The sequence below is a fragment of the Dokdonia sp. Asnod2-E02 genome (assembly GCF_045063915.1).
GTDB lineage: Bacteria > Bacteroidota > Bacteroidia > Flavobacteriales > Flavobacteriaceae > Dokdonia.
Map to the genome: position 1 here is coordinate 2,713,387 of NZ_JBEFNX010000005.1, position 26,126 is coordinate 2,739,512.

Sequence of the window (26,126 nt, forward strand, 5' to 3'; positions counted from 1 at the left end):
ATAAATGAGCCGTACTTTTAACTCATAATCTTTTAAAAATAAGTAAATATGGATGTACAGATAGCATATGTTAAGATAGATAGCAGTGAAGCACTCACGACATATATAGAAGATAAACTAGTCAAACTTTTTAAGAGGTATGACTGGCTCATAAAGGCAAATGTTTTTATCAAAAAAGAAACTGGGCAAACACACCATAACGCTATCTGTGAGATAGAGCTTAGCGTACCTGGCCCAACCATATTTGCTCAATCACAAGAGAAAAATTTTGAGATGGCTGTAAAGGAAACCATTTCAGATCTAGATGTGCAGCTCAAAAAACGCAAAGCACAATTTACTAACCAAAACATAAGCTCATAATGAAAAAGATTTTAGTTCCCGTTGATTTTTCAACACAGTCAGAAAATGCACTTGAGACGGCTTCCGCTTTCGCGAAAGCGTACAATGCAGAGATTTTAGTTCTTCATATGATGGGCCTATCTGATGCGGTACTCACTCACAGTGAAGGTGATAGTATTGCTCAAGGAGTGTACCATATGAAACTAGCCGAAAAGCAGTTTCAAACCTTTCTTGATAAACCTTATATGGAGGGAGTAAAGGTCACAGAGGTTGTTCAAAATTATAAGATTTTTGAAGAAGTAAATAAACTTGCAAAGGAGCAGGAGATAGATCTCATCATTATGGGTTCACACGGAGCAAAGGGATTGCGAGAAGAGTTTGTAGGATCAAACACAGAAAAAGTAGTAAGAAGCTCAGAAATACCTGTGCTGGTAATAAAAGATAGAGCAGGGGAGTACATACCACAAAATATAGTGTTTGCTTGCGATTTTAAAACAGAAAATGTGACAGCATACAGAGAAGCTATCCCATTATTTGAAAAGCTGGGAGCAAGGGTACACCTGGTGTATGTAAATCTACCTGCAGATCGTTTTAGAAGCTCTAAAGAGATAGAAGAAGATATGACATCTTTTATGCGTCTAGCAGAGTTTGGTAAACCCTTACATCAAGAAGACCTTATTATCATTAATGGTTATACTATTGAGAGTGGACTTTATGAATATGCTCAAAAGGTTAATGCAGATGCACTTGCAATGCCTACCCACGGTCGTAAGGGCTTGTCGCACTTTTTTAGAGGTAGCGTTGCAGAGGCGTTAGTTAATCACTCTAAAATGCCAGTGTTTACGTTTAAAATGTAATTGTAAATTATCTATTCAAACAAAAAGGAAGGCTCTCAATCGAGAGCCTTTTTAGATTTTGATATAATTAATAGCTCTATGCTTAATAGGGAGCTATATTGACCATTTAAGTAAAAGTGTCTTAAGGTTTCTAATTGTAATTGATTCTTAGTGTAACTAGATTCCATATTTCTTAATGACACCTATTTGCCCGGCGTGATAAGCCGTATGAGATACAATGCGACCCAGTGCTTCTGCCTTTGTTTTAATACCAAACTCAGTAGTTTCTATCTCTGTCTCCCAGTCTTCTTCGGTTTGAGATTCTATAATAGCACCAAGATCATACCTTGCTTGTGCTAGTAAATTTGTGATACTTTCAAGGTTTGTCCACTCACCCGTGTCACGTTTTGCAATAACTGTTTTTGCAATAATTTTTATGCTACTTGCACCAAAAACGTTTTTTGCAAACAGCAGTTCTACCTCTGCTATATGGCGCAATAAAAACCCAATAGAATTTTTAGAGGGAGCTAAGGTCTTTGTAAGATCTTCTGGGGTTATATAATTTATTTTTTCTTCAAGTCTCGAGCGAGCTTCTAGCCATAACTCATATAGGAGTTGTGTTTTTGTATCCATAGCAAGATTTATTTTTATTTTGATAACGCTTTCGCGAAAGCGTGTAAACTCATTTGGTAAGAATTAGAAAAAAAATCTATTTAACTTCAAGCAGCCTCACTAAGAACTAGTTCTAACTTACCTAGCATTATGAGTTCTGATTTATTTAGACCAGAAAATGCACGCCCTATGGTCCAAGCTGTTTGTAAAATGATATTTTTAATCTCAATGGTAAAAAAATGAGGATGCTCATTTTTATAATCTAGAAAGTCACTGAACATTTTTTGAGGGTCTTCATTAAAAGCTTCGACTCCTTCAAATACAATCTCGATGAGATATGCCGCATCTGCCCCAAAAGCATCTTGTAAATCATCTATTTCTAACCAGTAATTTAAAACACAATATTGCAATCTAGAAAACTCTTCATCTCGTACAACCTTATCTGCTGCAGCGATGGCATAAAAAAGTTTGCCTAGGTTATGATAGAAAGTAACATCTTTATTATTAGTGATTTCCATAGTATTATTTTTAAATGTTAAAAATACTTTTGACATTAATTTTTAACTATGATATATGTCATTTACAAAGACTTTTATGAAGTATTTAAATAGGGAATAGGTGATTGCTGTAATAGTTGTATTTTTAGTTTATGAAATTTTTAGAAGAGAGTATAGAAGAGGCATTTTTTATTCTATTTGAAGGCGCTTCAGAGGGAATTGTGGTTGTAGATTCTTCCCAGATTATAGTCGCTACAAATGAGTCTGCTAGAACTATTTTTGGGTATGAGTCAAATGAGCTAGAAGGTAGTAAGCTTGAGACTCTTATACCTATGCGTTATCACGGTTCTCACGGTGGTCATTTTAAAAAATTTATGGACCATAGTGACAAGCGCGAGATGGGTACTGGGAGAGACTTATACGGCTTGCGTAAAGATGGATCACAAATCCCTGTAGAGGCTGGACTCAATCCATTTGTACTACACGATAAGCAATATGTGATGGCTCTGGTTACAGATATTACAGTACGTAAATCACAAGAGGCGCAAATCTTAAACCTTAACAGCACCCTAGAAGAAAAAATTTCTGCAAGAACAGAATCTCTCAGAGAAGCGGTAAATAAGCTTAAAGATGAGGTGCAACTGCGAGTAGAAGCAGAGAATAATGCAAAAGAAGCACTTCAAAAAGAGAAAGAGCTTAATGAGCTTAAGACTAAGTTTTTATCGCTAGTGTCTCACGAGTTTAAAACCCCTATAAGCGGTATACTTACCTCTGCCACACTAGCTGGAAAATATACAAGAGAAGACCAGCAAGACAAGAGAGAAAAACATCTCAATATTATAAAGAGTAAGGTTAAATATCTTAATACTATAATTGATGATTTCTTATCTGTAGAGCGATTAGACACTGGTAAAACTAACTATAAGTTTACAGAAGTTTACTTAAGTAAAGTGCTAAGCGAGGTGATTTATGATGCAAATATGCATCTTAAAGATGGACAGCAAATACATTACCCAAAAGAGGCAGATGATGTTGTTATTGAGTTTGATGAAAAAATACTAGAACTTGCTCTTACAAATCTGGTTCATAATGCTGTAAAATACTCTGGAGAAAACACAAACGTCTATATAGATATACAACAGGACGAAAAGCAGCTTTTTATAACAATAAGAGATCAAGGAATAGGAATACCAGAGCACGAACAAAAGTTTATATTCAACCGTTATTTTAGAGCAGAAAATGCATTACTTAATGCGGGTACAGGTATAGGGCTCAATATTGTAAAAAGCCATATAGAAAACCTAGGAGGTAGCCTTACCTTTAAAAGTATTTTAAATCAAGGTTCTACCTTTACCATTATGATACCTACCACTCAAAACTGATTTTATGAAAAGAGTACTTATTATAGAAGATGATGCCGCTTTACGCGAAAACACAGCAGAGCTGCTTGAGTTATCAAATTATGATGTAACAGCTGCGCCCAATGGCCGTGTGGGTATTGAGTATGCAAAGTCATCACCGCCAGATGTGATTGTCTGTGATATTATGATGCCAGAGGTAGATGGTTATGGCGTGTTAGAGGCACTCTCTAGTGATACTACTACAAGCCACATTCCATTCATATTTCTCTCTGCCAAAACTGAGCACAAGGAAATAAGAAAAGGAATGGATATGGGTGCAGATGATTATCTCACCAAACCTTTTGAGGAGGAAGAATTAATAAGCGCTATAGAGAGCCGTATAGCAAAAGCTACTATACTTAATGCAAAAACTAAGGAGCAATCTCAAACTGCAAATGATGAGTCACTGAGAAGTCTTAATGAGCTCAAGAATTTTTTTGATGATGAGGGTGAGGAGTTTACATTTAAGAAAGGTGAAGAAATCTATAAAGAAGGGGGACATTCTAATATGGTCTACCTCATACTCAAGGGCATAGTAAAGACCCATAAAATGGATGAGAGTGGTAAAGAACTTATTACGGCTCTCTTTAAGGCAGATGATTTTTTAGGCTTTACTTCATTTTTAGATAACCTTGCATATCAAGAGTCTGCCACAGCAATGGAGGAAGTCACAGTAGTAGGAGTGAGTAAAAAAGAGCTCAAAGCTATTCTAGAAAAAAGTAAAAATGTCTCACTAGAGCTTATGGAGCTCCTCACAGATAATCTTGCAGATATTAAAGACCAGCTTTTACAAATGGCATATAGCTCTGTGCGCAAAAAAACGGCTCAAACTATTTTACAGTTTGCAGAAATTCTTAATAAAACGCCACAAGAAGGTATAAAAATAGCGCGTAATGATCTCGCAAGTGTTGCAGGTATTGCTACAGAGAGTTTAATAAGAACGCTGTCTGGATTTAAAAAAGACGGACTCATAGCCATAGAGGGGCGTAATATCAGGCTACTTGATGTAGATGGTTTACAGAGTGTAGAGTAATTTATTCTAAAACTGATTTTTATCATTCTTTAACCACTTTTCATAAAATACATTTGTCCCACTCAATGTATTTATGATGAAGCATATTCTTATTCCTGTTGATTTTTCTGAGCAATCTTGGCAAGCTGCCCTGTGCGCGCTCAATCTATATAAAAATGCGGGAGTACATTTTTATTTGTTTTTTTCTGAAGAGCACGATCATTGTACAGATGATGGTGATGTGATTACTCAAACACCATTAGTAAGACTTTCATCTTGGGTAAAAAAGTTAGAAAAAAAAATAGCTAGTGGTCAAACAATGTTACCTCTCAAATGGGAAGGTGAGTTTATAACTGGTGTACGATCTGCCGTGTCAGAAAATCAAATAGATCTTATTGTAATGAGCACAAGATATCCTAATATATTTTGTGAGGAGTTGAGTGATAGTCACGTGCGCCACATTATAGCGAGAGTAAAATGTCCGGTACTTATCGTGCCTAGAGACTTTAACTGTATAACTCCCCAGCAAGTTGTCTTACTCACAGACTATAATTTTAAGCACCGTACAGAGGCTACAAATCGTATAACAGAGTTTGTAAATCGCACCAGAGCTCACCTCAATGTACTTCAATTATCAAAAAAAGGAAATGCCCTTACAACGGCACAACAGGCTAATAAGTCTATACTTAAAGGAGCACTAGATAGCATACAGCATAGTTTTCACTTTGTGATTCAAAAAACTATGGATGAGGCATTACAGTTTTTTATAGATGTACAGCAGGTAGATATGGTAATATTATTTGCAAAAAATATAAACCTATCAGAAAATATACTTTTCTCTCCCTCACTACAAACAGAAAAGGACTATCATAAAAATATTCCCTTTCTCATCGTACACGAATAGATCTGTGAGGTGACATAAATCATAGTTTAAGGCTAGTAAAGCGCATAGATTTGAGTATCAAAAAAGGATACGTTATGCGAGTAATTATAGTACCAACAGATTTTTCAGAAAATGCTTTTAATGCACTTACCTGTGCGATGGAATACTTTAAGTATGAGAGGAGCAAGTTTGTTTTATTACATACGTATGCAGATGAGGTGTATGAAAATAAAGAGGTAATCTCTCGAGACATACTTGATGAGTATAAAGAGATTAAACGCAAAGAAAGCGAGGTAAAACTGAGCACTACCCTTGAAAATGCACGTAAAGTATCTCCAAACCCAAAGCACACCTTTGAGACTCTAGCACTTTTTGGGACGCTGCTAGATGAGGTTAATATACTGGTTAATAAAGAAAATGCAGACCTCGTTGTTATGGGTACACAGGGTAAAACTGCAGACAGAAACATCACCTACGGCAGTAATACATTACAAGTAATACGATATGTAAAGTGTCCGGTTTTAGGAATTCCACTTGATTATAAGTACCAGAGACCAGATCGTATATTATTCCCTTCGGCACTTATGATTCCTTATAAAAATAGAGAGCTCAAACTGGTGAGTTGCCTAGCACGTAGTTTCAGATCAACGGTAGATTTACTTTATATCTCAAACTATGATAGACTCTCCTTACGACAAGAAGATGTAAAAATGTTGTGGGAATACCGCTTTCGCGAAAGCGTAATAAACTACACTAGAAAAGACGAGGGGAATGTAGCTTCTATTATAAACGAATACATTAAAGACCAAGATGTAAACCTACTGGTTATGGTAAACTCAAAGCATACGTATATGGAAACCTTACTTCATACATCTGCTATAGATACAGTGGGGCTTAACACCAAAATACCCTTCCTTATTTTACAAAATTTACCTAGATAAAACGTTATGAAACATATCTTACTACCTACCGACTTTTCTGATACTTCATATGAAGCAATAACGTATGCTGTTCAATTATTTATTAATGAAGAGTGTACATTTTATGTGCTCAACACGTACACACCTGTAGCTTTATATACCACTACAATTTATGAGCACCAGTCATCACTTAATGTAGATATAGGTGAGATGTATAAAAATAGCTCTGAGAGTAATCTAACTCAGATTATAGAAAAAGTAACAGATGCATATCCTAATAAATTGCACACTTTTGAGGCTATCTCTAGTTATAATATTCTCAGTCAAGAAATAGCACATCTGGTAGAGAGTCATCATATTGACTGTATAATTATGGGTACAAAAGGCGCTTCTGGTCTTAAAGAAGTATTTATAGGGTCACAAACTATGCAGGTTATAAAAAGTGCTACTGTACCCGTTATAGGTGTGCCTTCGGGGTATAACTATACCCAACTTAAAGACATACTCTTTGCTACAGATTACAGGTCTGGAGTTACACAACCAGGTCTCAAATTACTAGAAGAAATCTGTCGTACACATATATCTCGTTTAATATTTCTTAATGCATATTATGGAGTTGAGTTAGATACTGAACAATTAAGTAATAAAACGGCGTTAGACACCTATTTTGAAAGAGATGCTCATATCAATGAGATGGCAAATGGTATGGATGTGCTGGAGGCTATAGATGATTTTCAATCTAGGCATAAAGTAGATTTACTAGCGCTTGTACATAACAAACATAACTTCTTTGAAAACTTATTATTTACTCCTGTAGTAAGTAAGATTGTGCACCATACTACAACACCATTTATGATACTTCCACCTCAGAAATAACAGTTATGATACGAGTTTTAATTCCTACAGATTTTAGTGTAAATAGTCTCAATGCATTGACTTATGCACATATGCTTTTTCAAGAAGAGCCCGTAACTTTTACATTATTGCACGCTTATGAACCTACTGCGCTACAAATATTAGGACACCAGACGCCCGTAAGGCTAGCATCTTTATATCATAGTCTTAAAGTAAAAGCCATAGATGAGCTTGAGTCGCTTAAAGAAGAGATATTGATTAAAAATGAAATAGCACATCACAGCTATGAGGTAGTGGCATATGGTGGTCATCTCAATGATGCAATTAAGAGTATGAGTGATCAAAAAAATGATTACATCGTTATGGGCAGTAAAGGCGCAACAGGGCTTAAGGAGATATTTATAGGGACAATAACTCACAGTGTGATAAGTCATCGCCATAACATACCATTGCTTGTTGTGCCAGAGAAGGCAACATTTGTCATTCCTAAAAGTATAGGCTTTGCGACAGATTTTGAAAAACCGTATCACAAAGAAGAGTTTGAGCCTTTATTATTACTCACTCGATTATGGCAGGCCACTATAAGAATGGTTGAGGTTTATGAAGAACATAATCTTAATCAAGAGCAGAAAGAACATATACAAGATCTTGAGTCTTTATTGCAGGAAATGAAATATCGTTTTCACGTAATTCCAAAGTTTTCAACGCTCGAAAACTGCATTCATATTTTTGATGAAGAATTGGAAATAGACTTACTTGTAATGATAGACTACCCAAAATCATTTTTTGAAGAGGTAATGAGAGAGCCTGTTATTAAAAAAATGTCCTTTCATACCTCTCTACCTTTTTTAGTGCTTCCTGCTCATAGCTGATTAATGTCATAGAATGGGCAGATATATGCACGTAGTTTTAACTCATAAAACAAAAAAGGATGGCACATATACTAGTACCCACAGACTTTTCAAATAATGCGTATAATGCACTATACTATGCAACTCGATTATATCCTAATGAGAAGTGCGAGATTACTTTAATACACACTTTTGAAGACCAATTTTCTTCATCTACAAGTCGGGTTGATATAGGCCGTAATGAAAAGCTCTATGAAGATTTAGAACGCAATGCCCTGCAAAAATTATCTGCCGTAAAAAAGAAGATAGAAGAGGATAGTGAGTCATTAAACATCGATGTAGCTATTGTTACAAGCGCCCAGCCATTACATAAAATGGTAAATCGTATAGTTGCTGATGAAAATATTGATTTTGTAGCGATGGGTACAAAAGGAGCTTCTGGATTAAAAGAAGTTTTTGTGGGCACGCAAGCTGTAAAGCTCATTAATAATGTAAAACCTATTCCATTGTTTTTAGTGCCCGCAGGCGCTCAACAAGGCTTGCCTTCAAATATTGCTTATGCTACAGATCTTAAGATAGACTATGCACAATATCCTCTAGAAATTGTAAAAGAGGTAATGCGAGCTCATAAGGCAAAACTACATATCACGCACATTTATAATCAAATAAGTCCAGGTAACACGGTAGAGAATAATTACAGAAAACTTAAAGATAAACTGGCAGATGTAGAGTATAATACACACTGGTTATCTAGTGAGACTGGTATGGAGACTGCCGTTACAACCTTTGTCTCAGAGCATAAAATTGATTTACTAGTTTTAATGTTCCATAAAAGTGGGTTCCTCAAAAAGATTTTTAAAAAATCATTTGTAGAAACAAGCTGCTTTCATACCCATATACCACTCCTTGTATTACCTGAAAGCTACTAGTCTTTATCATAGTTATCCCAGTTTTGTTAAGCTAGATTTATTGTATAATTAAAAACTATTGTGATGAAAAAGAAAATACTTATTCCAACAGATTTTTCAAAAAATGCTTGGAATGCACTTACCTATGCTTCAGATCTTTTTGAGCACGTAGAGTGTGTGTTTTATGTACTTAATGCATATGATGCAAAACCTTACAGTATAGGAGACTTAATGGTGCCAGAGCCAGGATCTCCATCTTATGAGAGTGCAAAAGATCAAGCCGTAAATGGACTCGCAAAAATTATGGATATGCTAGACTTTAGGGAGACTAACCATAAACATACATATGAGTTTATAGCAGAGCTTAATGACCCACTTACTGCTATGAAAAACTTTATTGAGCAGCGTGATATAGAACTTGTGGTAATGGGTACAAAAGGCGCTTCAAACTCACGCGGATCATTATTTGGCAGTAATACCATAATGGCGATGGAAAAACTAAGAGCTTGCCCAGTAATGGGAGTCCCGATAGATGCGAGAGTGGCTTATGTAAAAGAAATCGTAATTCCTACCAGTTATAAAACATATTACAAAAGAAGAGAACTTACGCACCTCGTAGAGATTTCTAGATTGCACGATGCAACCATCTCTGTCATACACGTAAATACCACAGAGGTTTTAACAGAAAAACAAGAAAAAAGTAAAACACTACTAGAAGAGTGTCTTGAAGGGGCTACCTATAGCTTTCATCACGTACACGGCACAGACGTTACTGCTGGTGTGCGTGATTTTACAAAGAGTCACGATAGTGATATGCTTGCTATCATAAATAGGAAGCACGCATTCTTTGGCAGTGTCTTTACCACGCCTCTGGTAAAAGAGCTCGGTATGTTTACTAGGGTGCCACTGCTGGTTATGCACGATATACAGGTATAGGTAGTTTTTAACTACGCTTTCGCGAAAGCGTAAAACACGCACTCTAATTTTTTTTGATGTTTTAAAAATATATAGGACTGATAATTGTCATAGTCTACCATTATACCTGGACTTACATTTATAGTGTAATTAATTAAAAATCAGTTTTATGGAAACTTCATTGCCACTCTCAATAGATCTTTATCACAATGATGTAAAGGTTTGGAAATCTAATATTTCTCTTATCACTCACGAGATAACCTTTATAGAAAACTTAACTAATTCATACATTTTTGAGCCTCGTACACCTAACTTATTTGAAAAGTTAGAGCACTTTAAAACTCATATAAGAAAAATTAAAAATAGACTTGATACACTCGTGCAATCACTTACAAAGCACGATGCAGAACTAAGCGGAATGTTAGAATGTGATACCGTGTCTTGTGATGTGTTTTTTGAGACAAAACATCTATCTATAAAAGAAGATTATCGTGATTTTATAGATACTTATAATGAAGTCAAAACTGAGATTTTTAACTATTGCGGCACTATTTTGAAAAGTAATAAATGTCAAGATAATAAGTAATGTAAGTCTTAGTGAGTTTATACAGTTGGACTCATTAAGCATTTACTGGCATTACTAATTCTTTATGTAATGTCTTACACAACTCCCATTAGAGAGGGTAATGGGAGTTGTTTTTTTATTTAATAACCTAATATGTAAGCAATGAAATACTTCTACACTTTATGCATACTAGCAACAACATTACTACTTGGGAGTTGCAATAGCTCAGAACTTATAGAAAACTGGAAAAACCCAGATATAGAGACTTTTGAAGCTCAAAAAGTGCTCGTACTAGCTATGACTAGCGATGTCAAAAATAGAGAGCTCTTTGAAAAAAAGCTTGTTGACAAGCTGCAAGAAAAAGGAGTAAACGCCTATAATAGTACAGCATTTTTTAACTCAGAGTTTACCTCAAGACCTAGAACAGAAGAGGAGCTCGATAACCTAGAAAGAGAGATGCTCACAGAGGGCTATGATGCGATACTGGTGTCAAAAGTGCTAGGTGCCGAAGATAAGGTGACACTCGTGCAATCCTATCGTAACTGGGATAAAAGATTCAACGGTTTTGAAGACGATTACTACACAAGTCAAAACATCTATGTAGAAGACGAGAGAGTAGAGAAGTTTACCGTATATCACGCAGAGAGCGCACTCTATTGTATTTGCCCCACAAAGGATAGAGAGATTATCTGGAAGGGCTCTATAGATGTGACAGAACCAGATAGTGATCGTAAGGCTATAAAGGACTACATAAACCTTCTGGTGTGGGTTCTTGAGGAGCAAGATGTACTTGTGTCTATGGAGCAGTAAATATTTTTTAGAACGCTTTCGCGAAAGCGTAATCCCTAGTAACTATTATCATAAAGCTGATATATGTCATAGTAAAAGCACTTACATAATCACACATTTGCTATAAGTATAATGGCTGTAAGGCCTGTATAAATTAATAGTATATATGTCAAGTTGTTATCATTGTGGCGATGTTTGTGAGACAGAAATCATACATCAAGAAAAATCTTTTTGCTGTCACGGCTGTAAGACTGTCTTTGATATCTTAAATGATAATGACCTTACCTACTATTATGATATTGAGCGTGCTCCAGGTATATCTCCATTAGATCAAGAAGCAAAGTTTGACTTTTTAGACAATAAAGATATAGTAGCAAAGCTCATAGAGTTTGATGAGCAAGATACTCAGGTTGTCTCTTTATTAATACCTTCTATACACTGTAGTTCTTGCATATGGGTTCTTGAGAATCTCAATAAACTTAATGCGGCAGTAAAGACGGCACAAGTAAATTTTCCAGAAAAGACCGTTCGTATTACATATAACTCATCAGAGATTACGCTTAAAGATCTGGCCATACTTTTATCAAGAATAGGGTATGAGCCATATATCTCGCTAGAGGACGCAACAGAGAAGAAGACAACGGTAGATAGAAGCCTTATCTATAAACTTGGTGTTGCTGGCTTTGCCTTTGGTAATATTATGTTCTTATCCTTTCCAGAGTATTTTGAGGTAGGTGAGTTCTGGTTAGATAAGTTTAAGTACGTTTTTAGATGGTTGATGTTCCTCTTTGCTCTGCCCGTAGTTTTTTATTCTGGGCGTGATTATTTTATATCTGCATATAAAGGATTACGATCTAAAGTTTTAAATATAGATGTACCTATAGCCATAGGTATTACCGTACTATTTGTAAGATCAAGTGTTGAGATTATGATGGACTGGGGTACTGGCTTTTTTGATAGTATGGCCGGGCTCGTTTTCTTTTTATTATTGGGAAGATTTTTCCAGCAGAAAACGTATGCCTTTCTATCATTTGAGAGAGATTATAAATCTTACTTTCCTATTGCTGTTACTAGACTTATAAAACAAGTTCAAAATAAAACCGAAAATTCAGTTACTCACGATCGTAACGAGCAAGAGCAATCTAAGGTTATAGAAGAGCAAGCACAAGTCTATGAGCTCAAGACTAAGGATCGCATACTTATAAGAAATGGAGAGCTTTTACCGGTAGATGCAATCCTTATTAAAGGAAATGCTCTTATAGACTATAGTTTTGTGACGGGTGAAGCAGCTCCAGTTACAAAGCAATCTGGTGATCAACTTTTTGCTGGAGGGAGACAGCAAGCAGGTCCTATCGAGGTTGAGGTGCTCAAGCCTGTAGAGCAGAGCTACCTTACTCAGTTATGGTCTAATGAAATCTTTAGTTCAAAAAATCAAAGTCCGTTTGAAAATCTAACAGACCGTATAAGCAGGAGGTTCACCATATCACTGCTTGCTATAGCTGTTATTGCAACTTTAGTTTGGGTTTTTATAGATATAAGTACAGCGCTTAATGTGTTTACAGCAGTGCTCATTGTTGCCTGTCCTTGTGCGATAGCTCTTGCTGCACCCTTTACACTAGGTAATCTACTGCGCATTTTTGGGCGTCATAAGCTATATATGAAAGATAGCTCAGTCATAGAGCGTATGTCACATATAGACACCGTTGTGTTTGATAAAACAGGTACGCTCACAACAAGTGTAAAGAACACAATAACCTATGAAGGTATTGCACTTACTACACAAGAAAAATCACTTCTCACCAGCACACTTAGAGCTTCAAACCACCCTTTAAGTAGATCGCTATATGAACTATTAAATACCCACAATATCCAAACGCTGGATGAATATACAGAAGATGTAGGCCAGGGTATCACAGGGACAATAAACAACCACCAGATTAAGATAGGGTCTTACGGTTTTGTAAGTGATAATGCGGCTCATAAAACTGCACAACCACATACCCGTACTGCGGTTCATATAAGTACAGACAGTATGTATAAGGGGTGTTATTTATTTTATAATGACTACAGGTCTGGTGTACAAACCGTTTTTGATCAAATAGGTAAAAAAGCTAATGTTATTATTCTCTCTGGTGATAATGATGGAGAGCGTGAGCATCTTGCAGAATTATTGCCACAAGATGCTACGTTACTATTTAATCAAAAGCCAGAAGATAAGTTACAATTCATAAAGTCCCTTCAAGATAGTAATCGCAAAGTATTGATGATAGGAGACGGTCTTAATGACGCAGGAGCTCTAGCACAAAGTGATGTAGGTATTTCTATATCAGAAAATGTAAATGTCTTTTCTCCTGCTTGTGATGGTATACTAGACGCACAAAGATTTAAAGATATACCCACTTTTATGAGCTTATCACGTAAGGGGGTAGAAGTCATTAAGTATGCCTTTATTTTCTCAATATTTTATAACCTCATAGGTCTAGGTTTTGCTGTGACAGGTAATCTAGCACCAGTGGTGGCAGCTATATTAATGCCGCTTAGTTCTATAAGTATCGTTGTATTTACGACGATAGCCACCTCAATTTTAGGTAAAAAACTTAAAACAATATGATTACACATTTACACATCCCTTCGGCAGTAGGTCCGTCTCATAATATAGCAGTATTACCTGTGTATACAGAGAGACAGCTTATAACTATGTTTTACAAATCTGTGCACCACAATGAGCCACAAGAGGGTTTTGATAGCTGGTTAAGCGCTGTGCAAAATCAACTCTCAGTAGTAGAGCAATTACCATCTAGAGATCAATCTTTTTATCTAGAGGCTCACGGTGTCATTTTACAAGAATTTAAAACCACATTGCAAGCCATTACAAGATTTGAGCATCAGTTTATGATGAGTTGTCCTTGTGCTGTACAAGGGACTGGAGTGCTGCTTTCATCGCTACAGAAAGTATCAAAAAGACTTCAAAAAGTGATTGTGTAAAAGGTGTGTGTATGAGTTGTTTTACGCTTTCGCGAAAGCGCATTTAAAACTATTTAACAGTAACTGACATTTGTCATATTTCACCTTGAAGTTCACACGTAGTTTTACACCATAATCCTATCAGGTATGAGTATTATTTATATGCTTCTTGCAATAAGTGTGGTTGTCGCACTCATCTTTTTTGCAGCTTTTATACTGTCTGTAAAAAAAGGGCAATATGACGACACTTATACGCCATCTGTGCGTATGCTTTTTGAAGATGAGGTAATTACAACTAAGGCTTCTGAGAGTGATAATAAAGATCAAGCAAATTCAACCAATTTAAAACAGTAACCCATTTTTTTTATGGAAATACAAAAATTCTATTACGATAATAAAATCGTACGTAAGTTTATAATCGCGACGATGTTTTGGGGCATTATAGGGATGAGTGTGGGGCTTCTTCTAGCTTTTATGTTTCTTTTTCCTAACCTTACAGACGGCATCTCTTGGTTAAGTTTTGGTCGTTTGCGTCCGCTGCATACTAATGCTGTGATTTTTGCCTTTGTAGGTAACGCTATTTTTGCGGGTGTTTATTACTCTACACAACGACTTCTCAAAGCTCGTATGTGGAAAGACTGGCTTAGTAATCTTAACTTCTGGGGATGGCAGGCTATCATTGTAGGTGCTGCAATCACGCTACCTTTAGGTTTTACTACCTCAAAGGAGTATGCAGAGCTAGAGTGGCCTTTTGACATTGCTATCGCATTAATTTGGGTTGCTTTTGGGGCAAACTTAATAGGTACTATTCTTAAAAGAAGACAGCGACACCTTTATGTGGCAATCTGGTTTTATTTAGGAACATTTGTAACTGTAGCGGTATTACATATTGTAAACAGTATGGAGCTGCCAGTAAGCGCGCTTAAGAGTTACTCTATGTATGCCGGGGTGCAAGATGCACTAGTACAGTGGTGGTATGGTCACAATGCGGTGGCTTTCTTTTTAACAACACCATTTTTAGGTCTTATGTACTACTTTGTGCCTAAGGCGGCAAATAGACCGGTATACTCATACAGATTATCTATTGTACACTTCTGGTCTCTTATTTTTATTTACATCTGGGCAGGGCCACACCACCTGTTATACTCTGCACTACCAGACTGGGCACAAAACTTAGGAGTAGCCTTCTCTATTATGCTTATTGCTCCATCTTGGGGAGGTATGATTAATGGACTACTCACACTAAGAGGGGCTTGGGATAAAGTACGTACAGATCCTGTTCTTAAATTTATGGTAGTGGCAATTACAGGCTACGGTATGGCAACCTTTGAGGGGCCTATGTTATCGCTTAAAAATGTAAACGCCATCGCTCACTTTAGTGACTGGGTTATTGCACACGTACACGTAGGAGCACTTGCTTGGAATGGTTTCTTAACATTTGGTATGGTATACTGGATGGTGCCTAGGTTATTTAAAACTACACTGTGGTCTACTAAGCTTGCAAACGTACACTTTTGGGTAGGTACATTAGGTATTATACTTTATGCTTTACCTATGTATGTTGCTGGTTTTGTACAAGCATCTATGTGGAAACAATTTAATCCAGATGGTACACTTACTTACGGTAACTTTCTTGAGACAGTGAGTGAGATCATCCCGATGTACTGGATGCGTGCTATAGGAGGAAGTATGTTTATAGTAGGAGCGCTTATAGGAGTGTATAACTTAATAATGACAGCACGCTCGGGTAATGAAGTAACAGATGAGCTCGCAGAGGCTGCGCCACTTCAAAAAGTAACTAGAAAACGTACCTCAAAAGAGGGATACCACACTTGGTTAGAAAGACGCCCGGTAAAGCTTACCATTTTTGCAACTATTGCCATCCTTATAGGTGGTATGGTACAAATTATACCGTCACTTATGGTAGATGATTATGTACCTGTAATCTCAAGTGTAAAACCATACACACCACTAGAACTCGAGGGTAGAGATATTTATATACGAGAGAGCTGTGTATCGTGTCACTCACAAATGATACGACCTTTTAGAAGTGAGGTAGAGCGTTATGGTGAGTACTCAAAGGCAGGAGAGTATGTGTATGATCATCCATTTTTATGGGGAAGTAAACGTACGGGACCAGACCTTATGCGTGTAGGTGGTAAGTATAGTGACAACTGGCACTTAAACCACTTTTACGATCCGCAGAGCACATCGTCTGGTTCAATAATGCCATCTTATAAATGGCTTATTAAAAATGAGTTAGATAAAGATCTTACAGAAAAGAAAATGGAAGCAATGGTCACGCTAGGTGTACCATATACTCAAGAGGAGATAGATAACGCACAAGAGCTTATGACGGCACAAGGAACGCAAATAGAGAAAAATCTTTATGCAGATCCAGACTTTGCAAATACCTATGAAGCAGATAAAAAATATGCCGAAGAGAATGGGCTAGATTTTATCGAGATGCGCAATCGTGAAGTGGTAGCTCTTATAGCTTACATACAACGATTAGGAACAGATATAAAAGTTAAAAACACAGACGGAACAACAACCATCATAAACGACTAAGCGATGTTAAAATTTGTAAAAGGAAATCTAGAAAATATTGATGGGGTTGAAATATACCCTATCATCTCACTACTTATATTCTTTGTCTTCTTTGCAGCCCTTTTCTGGTGGGTGTTTACAGCAAAGAAGAGCCACATAGCAGAGGTGAGCAACATACCACTTAACGACAATACACTTAATTCAAATAATTAAATCTATGAGAACAGTAGCATCATTTTTAAGAATCTTAGGCTTCTCGATACTGGGTTATTTTATCATAGATATTGCAGGGTCTACTGGAGAGATATCTATTTTTTTACAAGAACCTTGGATCTGGGTAGTACTGGGAGTAATCATTCTTTTTTATACAGCTGGTGAGATAAGCATAGAAGCCCTAAGAAGTATTCTATATAAAAGCCTCAAGCCAGACGCCCAAAAAGTATATGATAAAGAGGCAGCTCTTGCAAAAGAAAACCAGTTTAAGTGGTTTAAGGAGAAGTACAAGGCCTCTCTAGGAAGTAAAGCAGTAGAGGAGGAGCACGAGATTATACTTGACCATAATTATGATGGGATCAAGGAGCTTGATAATAGTTTACCGCCTTGGTGGGTATATATGTTTTATGCAACGATTGTCTTTGCGGTAATATACCTAGTGCGATTTGAAGTGTTTAACGACTATGATCAAGAAGAAGAATATCAGGTTGCGGTTGCAGAGGCAAAAGCAGAAATAGAAGAATGGAAAAAAACAGCTAAGGATCTTGTAGATATTAATACAGTAACACTACTTACAGATGCTAGTGATATCAATGCTGGTAAAGCCATTTTCACAAATAACTGTATTGCCTGTCATAAAGCAGATGGTGGAGGAGGTATAGGTCCTAACCTTACAGATCAACACTGGATTCTAGGTGGAGGTATAAAAAATGTATTTAAAACCATTTCAGAAGGTGGTCGTGATGGTAAGGGTATGATTTCTTGGAAATCTGAACTTAAACCTGCAGAAATGGCTCAAGTAGCCAGCTTTGTACTCTCTTTACAGGGTACTACTCCGGCAGAGCCTAAGCAAGCAGAAGGTGAAATCTGGATAGACCCAGATGCAGCACCTGTAACTGTACCTGTAAAAGAAGTAGACTCTCTAGTGGTAGAAGAGATTACCGTAGCAGCAAGTAATTAGTAAAAACAAGCACCTTATAATACCCCAGTATGGCAGAGCAAGGACAAGATAACTTTAGAGACACTATAGGCACTCTTAATGAGGAGGGTAAACGTGCTTGGGTTTTTCCTAAAAAGCCAGACGGTAGGTGGTACGAGTACCGCAAGTATGTAAGCTATGTATTGCTCTTATTTTTATTTAGTGCGCCTTTTATTAAAATAGGTGGCAACCAGTTTTTGATGTTTAACGTATTAGAGCGTCGCTTTAATATTTTTGGCTACCCATTTTGGCCACAAGATTTTCACCTGTTTGTAATAATGATGATTATTGGGGTGGTTTTTGTGATTTTGTTTACCGTTGCCTTTGGTAGATTATTTTGTGGCTGGGTATGCCCTCAGACCATATTTATGGAAATGGTTTTTCGTCGTATTGAGTACTGGATAGATGGTGATAGAGGGAAACAAATACGACTTAAAAAAATGCCGTGGACAAAGGAGAAAATAAAAAAAAGAGCCCTTAAGTGGTCTATATTTTTTATTATCTCTTTTCTTATAGCAAATGTGTTTCTTGCCTATCTCATAGGCAGTGACCAGCTTATAAGATATATCACAGATGGACCGTCTAAGCACATAAGCACACTAGTATCATTACTTATTTTTACAGGTGTATTCTATTTCATATTTGCGTGGTTTAGAGAGCAAGTATGCATTATCGCTTGTCCTTATGGTCGTCTACAAGGTGTGCTGCTAGATAATAAATCTATTGTAGTGGCTTATGATCACAAACGTGGAGAAAAGGAAGAAGGTCGCGCAAAATTTAAAAAAAATGAAGAACGCGCCACTACAGGTAAAGGTGATTGTATAGACTGTTTTGCCTGTGTGCACGTATGTCCTACAGGTATAGATATACGTAATGGTACCCAGCTAGAGTGTGTAAACTGTACTGCTTGTATAGACGCCTGTGACCATATGATGGAGGCTGTAAACCTTCCCACTGGGCTTATACGCTATGCAAGTGAAGATAATATTGAGAAAAAAGAAAAGTTCAAATTTACCCCAAGACTCAAGGGCTATACAGCTGTACTAGGTATTCTCATAGCGGTACTTATAGGGATGCTCTTTTTACGTAACGATGTAGAGGCACGTATCTTAAGATTACCAGGGCAACTTTATGAGCACAAGGCAGATAATATGATAAGCAATGTGTACACCTTTAAGCTAGTTAATAAAACCATAGAAGATATAAACGATGTGCACTTTAAACTTGCTTCTCATAAAGGGACTATAGAGGTTGTCTCAGGTAATTTTTTTGATATAAGCGGTCAAGGTCTTGCAGAAGGCACACTGTTTATTGAGATAAACGCAAGCGCTATTAAGAGTGATAAAGAACAACTAGAGGTTGAGGTGTATAGCGGTGATGAGCTTATAGAGACAACGGTTACCTCATTTTTAGGACCAAGAACATATAGATAGTATAACGCTTTCGCGAAAGCAAAAAAAGAACAATTATGAAGTGGAACTGGGGAAAAGGTATTGTAGTGGGAATGATCTCATTTATGGCTTTCATACTGTATATGGTCATCACAATGAGCACAGATAAGAAGTATAGTCACGATCTGGTAACCGAAGAGTATTATGCAAAAGAAATGAAGTATCAAACCGAAATAGATGCCGAAACTAATGCAAATCTTCTTGAAGGGAAAATTAATGGAATACTTACTCCAGAAGGATGGTTACTTACATTTCCAGCATCTATAGATGCTACTTCTATAGAGGGTACTGTCTCCTTATATAGACCTTCTAATGAGCTGTTAGATTTTGAAATGCCGCTTGCTATCACAGATGGTAAACAGCTCATACCAGATCATAAACTCATTGCTGGAAGATGGAATATCACAATCACCTGGAGTGATGGTGATCAAGATTATATGTATAAAAAATCAATAAGTTATTAAATGCTTTGGTCTGCACTCATATTCGGTTTATTAGGGAGTTTTCACTGCGTAGGGATGTGTGGGCCTATTGCGTTTATGTTACCCGTAGATCGTAAAAACCCCGTAAAGCGCTTTTTTCAATTATCAAGCTATCACGCAGGAAGAATTCTTACCTACAGCGTGATAGGTCTCATTTTTGGGGTAGTGGGGAAGAGTCTTAATCTCTTTGGTTTTCAGCAAAATTTGTCTATTGCTATAGGTGTTTTAATGATCGCTGTAATACTTATTCCTTCACGATTTTTAAGTAAGTATAGCATCTCAAAACCCATATATAAACTAGTGGGAAAAGTAAAAAGTAATATGGGAGCTGCGCTTAAAAAGAAAGATCCAGCAACGTTTTTTACCATCGGGTATCTTAATGGGTTGTTGCCTTGTGGACTTGTGTATATGGCAGTTTTTGGAGCGCTGGCTTCTGGAGATGCTTTACAAGGTGGTCTTTATATGGCTATTTTTGGACTAGGGACCATACCACTTATGACAACGGCTATTTACTTAGGTAACTTTTTAAAAGGAACGATTAAACAGCGCATAGTAAAAGCGATTCCGGTATTTGTAGTTATAATAGGTGTGCTGTTTATACTGCGTGGTATGGGCTTAGGGATTCCTTATATCTCTCCCTCAGAAAATGTGCGTATAGAAAAAATAGCCGCGCAGCACGCGTGTCACTAAGAGATATTACTAAACATAGATTTTTTTACAACCTCTAAACTTTAAACTTATGAAAAATTCATTATTACTACTCGTAGACTGGGGAATGGGAGCAATGTTAATAGGCGTTTTTGCCGTGGTGTGTATTGCGATGGTACTTATCGTATATAGTATGTCTCGCAACGGTAAATCTGCTACAAACCAAGAAGAAGATGATACAAATAATGGCTAGTATATTGAGCGCTTTATGTACCCGAGTAGTCTATAAAGTGATAGATATACGCATTGCTTTAATGTTTATTAAAGTGCAAAGAGGGGCTTAGGTTTAGACCGCTTTCGCGAAAGCGTTATTTAAAAAAACAAAAAAGGAGGAATCATCTTAATAAGTGATTCCTCCTTTTTTTATTATTATGACTTTTAGATTATACAGTCATAGAGAATAATTGTGTCTCTGGCTTTTTGCGCTGTAGGCGTAGGTCAAATGGTAGGCAAATATTACGCACAAAAGGTCTTCCTTTTTCTGTGATTTCGATACCAGTTGCATCTATTACTACTAAACCATCATTTTCTAACTCCTTAAGTTTTATAAGTACATCAGGTATTTCTGGAAAGTGTAGTTTTTGATCTGTCCACGAGGTTTTAAACTCACACATTAAGTTAAGAATATGCTGTCTTATAATAAGGTCTTCATCTGTAAGTAAATGCCCTCTAAAGATGGGGAGAATACCGTCTTCTACTAGCTGCTGGTACTCCTCAATGTTTTTTACATTTTGAGCAAAGCTGTACCAGCTATCACTTATAGCAGATACACCTAGACCTATCATTACTTGTGTCTTACTAGAGGTATACCCCATAAAATTGCGATGTATTTTTCCTGCTTGTTGTGAGGTGTGAAGGCTGTCATTTACTAGCGCAAAATGATCCATACCTATCTCTACATAACCTGCCTCGACTAGCATTTTTTTACCTATCTCATATTGCTTTCTCTTTTGCTCTGCAGAGGGTAAATCTTGATCAGAAAAGCCACGCTGGCCGTTCCCTTTCATCCACGGTACGTGGGCATAGCTATAAAAAGCGATGCGGTCTGGTCGTAAATTTATGGTTTTTAAGATGGTACTTATCACATCATCTTGCGTTTGGAAAGGTAGTCCATAAATAATATCGTGACCTACAGAGCTGTACCCTACTTCTCTTGCGGTTGTGGTTGCCGTTTTTACATTGTGATATGGCTGTACTCTGTTTATTGCTTTTTGAACAGTTTCATTATAATCTTGTACACCATAGCAAACTCTGGTAAAGCCTTGTTTATGTAATGTTTCAAGATGTTTTTTTGTGGTATTGTTAGGATGTCCTTCAAAACTTAGCTCAAACTCTGTGGCTTTGTTGGTGAGGCTAAAGACTCCATCTAGTAGTCTATCTAAGTGCTCTGGAGAGAAGAAAGTAGGAGTACCACCACCTAGATGTAATTGCTTAACTAGGGGAGTGCTACCTAAAAGTTTTACATAAAGCGTGAGCTCTTTGAGTACAGATTGTATGTAAGGAATCTCCACACTGTGATTTTTTGTAATACGTTTATTACAACCACAAAAGGTGCACATACTCTCGCAATAGGGTAAATGTATATAAAGACTTATACCTTCTGTAGTGTTACTTTCATTAAAACTTTTTACTAAGGTTTCTTTCCATCCTTTAAGGGTAAATAGCTCTTTATCCCAGTAAGGAACCGTAGGGTAACTCGTATATCTGGGTCCAGCAACGTTGTATTTTGATATAAGTGTGCACATAAAAAATATTTTTTTTCAAAAATAATATGTGAGCAAGATCTAGTTTATGACAATTGTCATATAGAGAAAATAGTAAATGGCTTTAGACAAAAAGAAGAAGAAATTACTTAGAAAAAAGTGGGCCTGTTTAAAGTCTAATTAATTTGTTATTTCTATCAATCAACTAATTTTACTAAAATTGAGTGTCGCCTAGAGTAACTATGAAGAAAATAAAATATTAGCACAATGTTTATTTGATTAGCTTTACTTTATTACAAATTAACATATAGATATTAATTGAAAGTAATTACAAAATATTGGTTCTTAGAAGGTTTCAACCTTTTTAAAAAACTCGGAATTCTCAATATGATGAAAATCTGTGAAATTCTTGAAATGGATAATATAGAGAAAGGCAAGCGTATAGAACTTAAAGATGAATATAAAGACAGTGTATTTTTCTTAAAAAGAGGTAGTGTCAAAATTGTTGACAGTAATAGTGGTACTGTAAAATATATTGTCAAACGCGGTAATGTTTTTGGAGAACTTGCGCTTTATGATGAAGAGGCTGCTGCAGAGGAGGTTGCTTATGCCTTAGAAAATTGTGTGATTTGTTACATTGAGTCTAAACAAATGGAATCTCTAATTGAAAAACATAAATCACTTAAAAATGGATTATTAAAAGTTTACGGATTACGTATTCAAAAGCTAGAGAGAAGATTGAACGATTTGTTATTTAAAGATAGTGCTACGAGGATTAAAGAATTTGTTTCAGATTATCTGGAGGATTTTGGGGAGGATGATAAAACAGGGAAAATAATAGCGAAGAATCTACTTTCTCATAAAGATATCGCAAACCTTACTAATACATCCAGACAAACGGTCAGTAATGTTATGAGCAATATGCGTAAAGAAGGAGTAATAGACTATAATGTTGAGTTTATTTCAAAAAATAAATAGGAATAATAACTAATATTTTTTGTGGAAGGTGGTTAATTACTAAAATTTAAATCATCTATATAATGAGACCAATAGAAAGTTATAGTAATGGATATAAGACAGGGGTTATACTACATTAAAACTATCTCACCAATTTTTTTATGAAAGGCTGGGTTAGACACTAATTGAAATGCCTATGAAGTAGTTCTTTATTTTATTTTGAAAGGAGTTTTAACATATATCGACAAAGTTAAAACTAACCAACTATCAACATAATGAAAATAACCAATATTTTAGGCTACTTAGGTCTAATAGCTTCTATTATAGTAGGACTAGGCGAATATTTACTACACTATTCATCCTCAATTTTAGAACATTCTAATGATTATGAATTTTTCAAATTTGTACCATTAGAAAACCTTACAATAGGTCATTTTTTAGCCATTATTGGTTTACCTTTTTATTTCGCTGGCTACATACATATTTATAGAATGCTAAAATCTGGAAGTGAAACTTTAGCTAGAATTGTTTTAGCAATAGGTTTTATAGCATTTGCAGTAGGTGGGATTTGGATTGGCTCACGAGCTTCTATAGGCAATATTGTGCATTTAAAAGATACTATAGATGCATCAACCTACCAAAATCTATTAGTGCATTATACAGACCATATGGAAGTTTTAGTTAAAGCTTTACGTATAGTTATAGCTTCACTTTCTGTAGTTTTTGCAATCGCCATTTTAAAAGGTGGTACATTTTATAAAAAATGGATGGCCATTTTCAACCCAATTGTTATACTTATTTTGTTAGTCGTTTTGGGAAAATTAGTTCCGTCTATCGGTAAGCATATGTTACCAATATTGATGAATGTAACACATTTTATCCTCTTTGGATTATCCTTATATCAACTAAACAGATACACTAAAAACCATCAAAATGCTTAAAAAAATTCTAAAATTCGTTGGAATACTCATCCTTTTATTAATCTTACTAGTTCTTGGTTTTTTCTGGAGAGATTCAGTTTCAGATAAATATGACATCACAATAGATGAGAGTAAAATTCCTTTATTTGAGGAAGTAGCACTCGATTTCAAGCATCAATATAATGGTGATAAATCGTTGCCTATTGCACCGTCAGCTTTAATAGATATCGATAACGATAATATTGATGAAGTATTTTTTGGTGGCGGAATGAATCAAGAAGATGCCATTTTTGCCTATAGAAATAACGAGTTTGTCAATATATCAGGAGAGGTGAATTTGCCTAAGAAGGGAAAAACAACCACTACAGTTGGTGTTGTCTCTGCAGATTTTGACAATAACGGATTTACAGATATTATTCTAGGTAGAGAAGATGGATTAACCATTTATTATAATACCGATGGAAAATTCACAGCTAAAAAAATTGACACACCAATAAACGAAAAATCTACTCCTGCAGGATTAACTGTTGGCGATATAGATAAAGATGGTGATTTAGATATTTTTATGGCGACCTACCTTAAAAAGGAGTTAATGGAAGGACAAACCATTTTTGAAGATTACACCTATGGTTCTACAAGTGAGTTACTTTTAAATACAGGCAACGAAAATTACATAAGCATTACAAAACAGGCAGGTTTAGATTATATCCATAATACATTTCAAGGCGTATTAATAGATATAGATAATGATTCTTGGTTAGATTTAGTGGTTGTACACGATACAGGTGAAGCCAGAACCTATAAAAATAATGGAGATCTTACCTATACAATGAAACCTAACCCATTAACCAAAAAATTCGCCTATCCAATGGGCTTAGCAGTTGGTGATTATAATAATGATGGTTTGGTAGATTTTATGTTTTCTAATACAGGAAGTACTTTGCCTAGAGCATTAGCAAAAGGAGATATAAAAGATGCATCCTTATTTAATGAGAAATGGATTCTCTTTAAAAATGATGGTAACTTTAAATTTACAGATACAGCTGAAGAAACTAAAATAGCCGATTACGAATTTTCTTGGGGTTGCACCTTTGGCGATATGAATAACGATGGTTTACAAGATTTAATGGTTGCCGAAAATTATGTGGATTTAGCACCTAATAAACTCTTTAGATTACCTAGTAGATTATTAATCCAAAAAGAAGATGGAACGTTTGCACCAACCGAAGAGAAAAGCGGTGTTGTCAATCCTTATTTTGCCATTACTTCGTTAGTAAGCGATTTTAATCAAGACGGATATTTGGATATGATTTGGGTAAATATTGATACACCTTCGTTAGCATATATTAATAAAGGCGGAACTAACAACTATCTACAAGTAGATTTAGGAGAATCGGTTAATGTACAAGGGGCAAAAGTAACAGTAACTACACCTACAAGAACACTAACCGAATGGCTAGTAACTGGTGAAGGTTTAGCTAGTGATCAAACATCACTGATTCAATTTGGATTAGGCAAAGAGTCTACTGTTTCCAATATTAAAGTCTGGTTAGCAAACGATAAAGAAATTACGGTTGATAATCCAGAAATTAATAGAATTATTGATTTGAAAGCTGAAGTTGAAAAACAGAATGCAACTATAGGAAAACCTGAAGAAAATATATGAGTTTTTAAATCATACTTCGTGAAGAAGTTATATAAAACTACTACAACGTGTCGCCTAGAGTAACTATTGAAAAACTAAAGCTTTCCCAAATTAATATAAGGCACTAAATTGCCTCATAACTTACTGATAGTAAATTTCTATAATATTTATA

Annotated in this window: 28 protein-coding genes; 25 read left to right on the plus strand and 3 right to left on the minus strand. The window is 35.9% G+C overall.

Annotated elements, in window-relative coordinates; all coding sequences use genetic code 11:
• Positions 1-48: 48 nt before the first annotated feature.
• Positions 49-360: a ribosome hibernation-promoting factor, HPF/YfiA family gene (gene hpf, locus ACJJVM_RS12340; RefSeq protein ID WP_405211845.1), complete on the plus strand. Its 312-nt coding sequence runs from the start codon at positions 49-51 to the stop codon at positions 358-360.
• Positions 360-1,196 (plus strand): universal stress protein, encoded by an 837-nt coding sequence (locus ACJJVM_RS12345; RefSeq protein WP_405211846.1) that lies wholly within the window; start codon positions 360-362, stop codon positions 1,194-1,196. Before hpf ends, ACJJVM_RS12345 begins: the two co-directional genes overlap by 1 nt.
• A 156-nt stretch (positions 1,197-1,352) precedes the next feature.
• Here ACJJVM_RS12345 and ACJJVM_RS12350 read toward each other — a convergent pair whose 3' ends face one another.
• Both ACJJVM_RS12350 and ACJJVM_RS12355 read right to left on the minus strand, forming a co-directional pair.
• A complete protein-coding gene (locus tag ACJJVM_RS12350; protein WP_405211847.1) occupies positions 1,353-1,808 on the minus strand; it encodes a DinB family protein in 456 nt (151 codons plus the stop codon).
• An 86-nt stretch (positions 1,809-1,894) separates the two neighbouring features.
• The gene (locus tag ACJJVM_RS12355) at positions 1,895-2,305 is read right to left on the minus strand and encodes a hypothetical protein (protein WP_298347957.1); all 411 of its coding nucleotides are present in this window, start codon (positions 2,303-2,305) and stop codon (positions 1,895-1,897) included.
• Positions 2,306-2,436: 131 nt separating this feature from the next.
• On the opposite strand from ACJJVM_RS12355, the gene ACJJVM_RS12360 reads away from it, so the two are divergent.
• The 20 genes from ACJJVM_RS12360 (at position 2,437) to ACJJVM_RS12455 (ending at position 20,922) form a co-directional block, all read left to right on the plus strand.
• Positions 2,437-3,666 carry an ATP-binding protein gene (locus ACJJVM_RS12360; RefSeq protein WP_405211848.1) on the plus strand — a complete coding sequence of 410 codons (1,230 nt, stop codon included), beginning with the start codon at positions 2,437-2,439 and terminating at the stop codon, positions 3,664-3,666.
• Positions 3,667-3,670: 4 nt separating this feature from the next.
• Positions 3,671-4,717 carry a response regulator gene (locus ACJJVM_RS12365; protein ID WP_298347959.1) on the plus strand — a complete coding sequence of 349 codons (1,047 nt, stop codon included), beginning with the start codon at positions 3,671-3,673 and terminating at the stop codon, positions 4,715-4,717.
• Positions 4,718-4,790: 73 nt separating this feature from the next.
• Entirely contained in the window at positions 4,791-5,600 is an 810-nt protein-coding gene (locus tag ACJJVM_RS12370; RefSeq protein WP_405211849.1) for a universal stress protein, read from the plus strand.
• Positions 5,601-5,674: 74 nt separating this feature from the next.
• Positions 5,675-6,520, plus strand: coding sequence for a universal stress protein (locus ACJJVM_RS12375; protein ID WP_405211850.1), 846 nt, complete (start codon positions 5,675-5,677; stop codon positions 6,518-6,520).
• Between the two features lie 6 nt (positions 6,521-6,526).
• Entirely contained in the window at positions 6,527-7,375 is an 849-nt protein-coding gene (locus ACJJVM_RS12380) for a universal stress protein (protein ID WP_405211851.1), read from the plus strand.
• 5 nt (positions 7,376-7,380) lie between these two features.
• The gene (locus tag ACJJVM_RS12385; RefSeq protein ID WP_405211852.1) at positions 7,381-8,226 is read left to right on the plus strand and encodes a universal stress protein; all 846 of its coding nucleotides are present in this window, start codon (positions 7,381-7,383) and stop codon (positions 8,224-8,226) included.
• A 59-nt stretch (positions 8,227-8,285) separates the two neighbouring features.
• On the plus strand, positions 8,286-9,134 hold the full coding sequence (locus ACJJVM_RS12390) for a universal stress protein (protein WP_405211853.1): 849 nt from the start codon (positions 8,286-8,288) through the stop codon (positions 9,132-9,134).
• Between the two features lie 63 nt (positions 9,135-9,197).
• Positions 9,198-10,049 (plus strand): universal stress protein, encoded by an 852-nt coding sequence (locus ACJJVM_RS12395; protein WP_405211854.1) that lies wholly within the window; start codon positions 9,198-9,200, stop codon positions 10,047-10,049.
• Positions 10,050-10,197: 148 nt separating this feature from the next.
• The gene (locus ACJJVM_RS12400; RefSeq protein ID WP_298347966.1) at positions 10,198-10,614 is read left to right on the plus strand and encodes a hypothetical protein; all 417 of its coding nucleotides are present in this window, start codon (positions 10,198-10,200) and stop codon (positions 10,612-10,614) included.
• A gap of 141 nt (positions 10,615-10,755) precedes the next feature.
• Positions 10,756-11,403 (plus strand): hypothetical protein, encoded by a 648-nt coding sequence (locus ACJJVM_RS12405; protein WP_298347967.1) that lies wholly within the window; start codon positions 10,756-10,758, stop codon positions 11,401-11,403.
• Positions 11,404-11,548: 145 nt separating this feature from the next.
• A complete protein-coding gene (locus ACJJVM_RS12410; RefSeq protein WP_405211855.1) occupies positions 11,549-13,993 on the plus strand; it encodes a heavy metal translocating P-type ATPase in 2,445 nt (814 codons plus the stop codon).
• Entirely contained in the window at positions 13,990-14,367 is a 378-nt protein-coding gene (locus ACJJVM_RS12415; RefSeq protein WP_405211856.1) for a hypothetical protein, read from the plus strand. The genes ACJJVM_RS12410 and ACJJVM_RS12415 overlap by 4 nt, the downstream gene beginning before the upstream one ends.
• 126 nt (positions 14,368-14,493) lie before the next feature.
• Entirely contained in the window at positions 14,494-14,700 is a 207-nt protein-coding gene (gene ccoS / locus ACJJVM_RS12420; RefSeq protein ID WP_021778532.1) for a cbb3-type cytochrome oxidase assembly protein CcoS, read from the plus strand.
• Positions 14,701-14,712: 12 nt separating this feature from the next.
• A complete protein-coding gene (ccoN, locus tag ACJJVM_RS12425; protein WP_021778533.1) occupies positions 14,713-16,917 on the plus strand; it encodes a cytochrome-c oxidase, cbb3-type subunit I in 2,205 nt (734 codons plus the stop codon).
• A gap of 3 nt (positions 16,918-16,920) precedes the next feature.
• Positions 16,921-17,109 (plus strand): CcoQ/FixQ family Cbb3-type cytochrome c oxidase assembly chaperone, encoded by a 189-nt coding sequence (locus ACJJVM_RS12430; RefSeq protein WP_021778534.1) that lies wholly within the window; start codon positions 16,921-16,923, stop codon positions 17,107-17,109.
• Positions 17,110-17,113: 4 nt separating this feature from the next.
• A complete protein-coding gene (locus ACJJVM_RS12435; RefSeq protein ID WP_405211857.1) occupies positions 17,114-18,070 on the plus strand; it encodes a cbb3-type cytochrome c oxidase N-terminal domain-containing protein in 957 nt (318 codons plus the stop codon).
• A gap of 29 nt (positions 18,071-18,099) precedes the next feature.
• Positions 18,100-19,521 carry a cytochrome c oxidase accessory protein CcoG gene (ccoG, locus tag ACJJVM_RS12440; protein ID WP_405211858.1) on the plus strand — a complete coding sequence of 474 codons (1,422 nt, stop codon included), beginning with the start codon at positions 18,100-18,102 and terminating at the stop codon, positions 19,519-19,521.
• Between the two features lie 35 nt (positions 19,522-19,556).
• Positions 19,557-20,003, plus strand: a complete 447-nt coding sequence (locus ACJJVM_RS12445) for a FixH family protein (protein WP_299148537.1) — start codon at positions 19,557-19,559, stop codon at positions 20,001-20,003.
• The gene (locus ACJJVM_RS12450; RefSeq protein ID WP_021778538.1) at positions 20,004-20,711 is read left to right on the plus strand and encodes a sulfite exporter TauE/SafE family protein; all 708 of its coding nucleotides are present in this window, start codon (positions 20,004-20,006) and stop codon (positions 20,709-20,711) included.
• A gap of 49 nt (positions 20,712-20,760) precedes the next feature.
• Positions 20,761-20,922 carry a hypothetical protein gene (locus ACJJVM_RS12455; RefSeq protein WP_298347984.1) on the plus strand — a complete coding sequence of 54 codons (162 nt, stop codon included), beginning with the start codon at positions 20,761-20,763 and terminating at the stop codon, positions 20,920-20,922.
• A 190-nt stretch (positions 20,923-21,112) separates the two neighbouring features.
• Here ACJJVM_RS12455 and hemN read toward each other — a convergent pair whose 3' ends face one another.
• Positions 21,113-22,474, minus strand: a complete 1,362-nt coding sequence (hemN, locus tag ACJJVM_RS12460) for an oxygen-independent coproporphyrinogen III oxidase (protein ID WP_405211859.1) — start codon at positions 22,472-22,474, stop codon at positions 21,113-21,115.
• Positions 22,475-22,750: 276 nt separating this feature from the next.
• Here hemN and ACJJVM_RS12465 point away from each other — a divergent pair, with 276 nt between their 5' ends.
• From ACJJVM_RS12465 to ACJJVM_RS12475, 3 genes are all read left to right on the plus strand, one after another.
• Positions 22,751-23,410 (plus strand): Crp/Fnr family transcriptional regulator, encoded by a 660-nt coding sequence (locus ACJJVM_RS12465; RefSeq protein WP_298491206.1) that lies wholly within the window; start codon positions 22,751-22,753, stop codon positions 23,408-23,410.
• Positions 23,411-23,664: 254 nt separating this feature from the next.
• Positions 23,665-24,330 carry a DUF6796 family protein gene (locus ACJJVM_RS12470; protein WP_298347991.1) on the plus strand — a complete coding sequence of 222 codons (666 nt, stop codon included), beginning with the start codon at positions 23,665-23,667 and terminating at the stop codon, positions 24,328-24,330.
• Complete coding sequence (locus ACJJVM_RS12475) at positions 24,323-25,975, plus strand: CRTAC1 family protein (RefSeq protein ID WP_405211860.1); 1,653 nt, start codon at positions 24,323-24,325, stop codon at positions 25,973-25,975. The genes ACJJVM_RS12470 and ACJJVM_RS12475 overlap by 8 nt, the downstream gene beginning before the upstream one ends.
• Positions 25,976-26,126 lie beyond the last annotated feature (151 nt).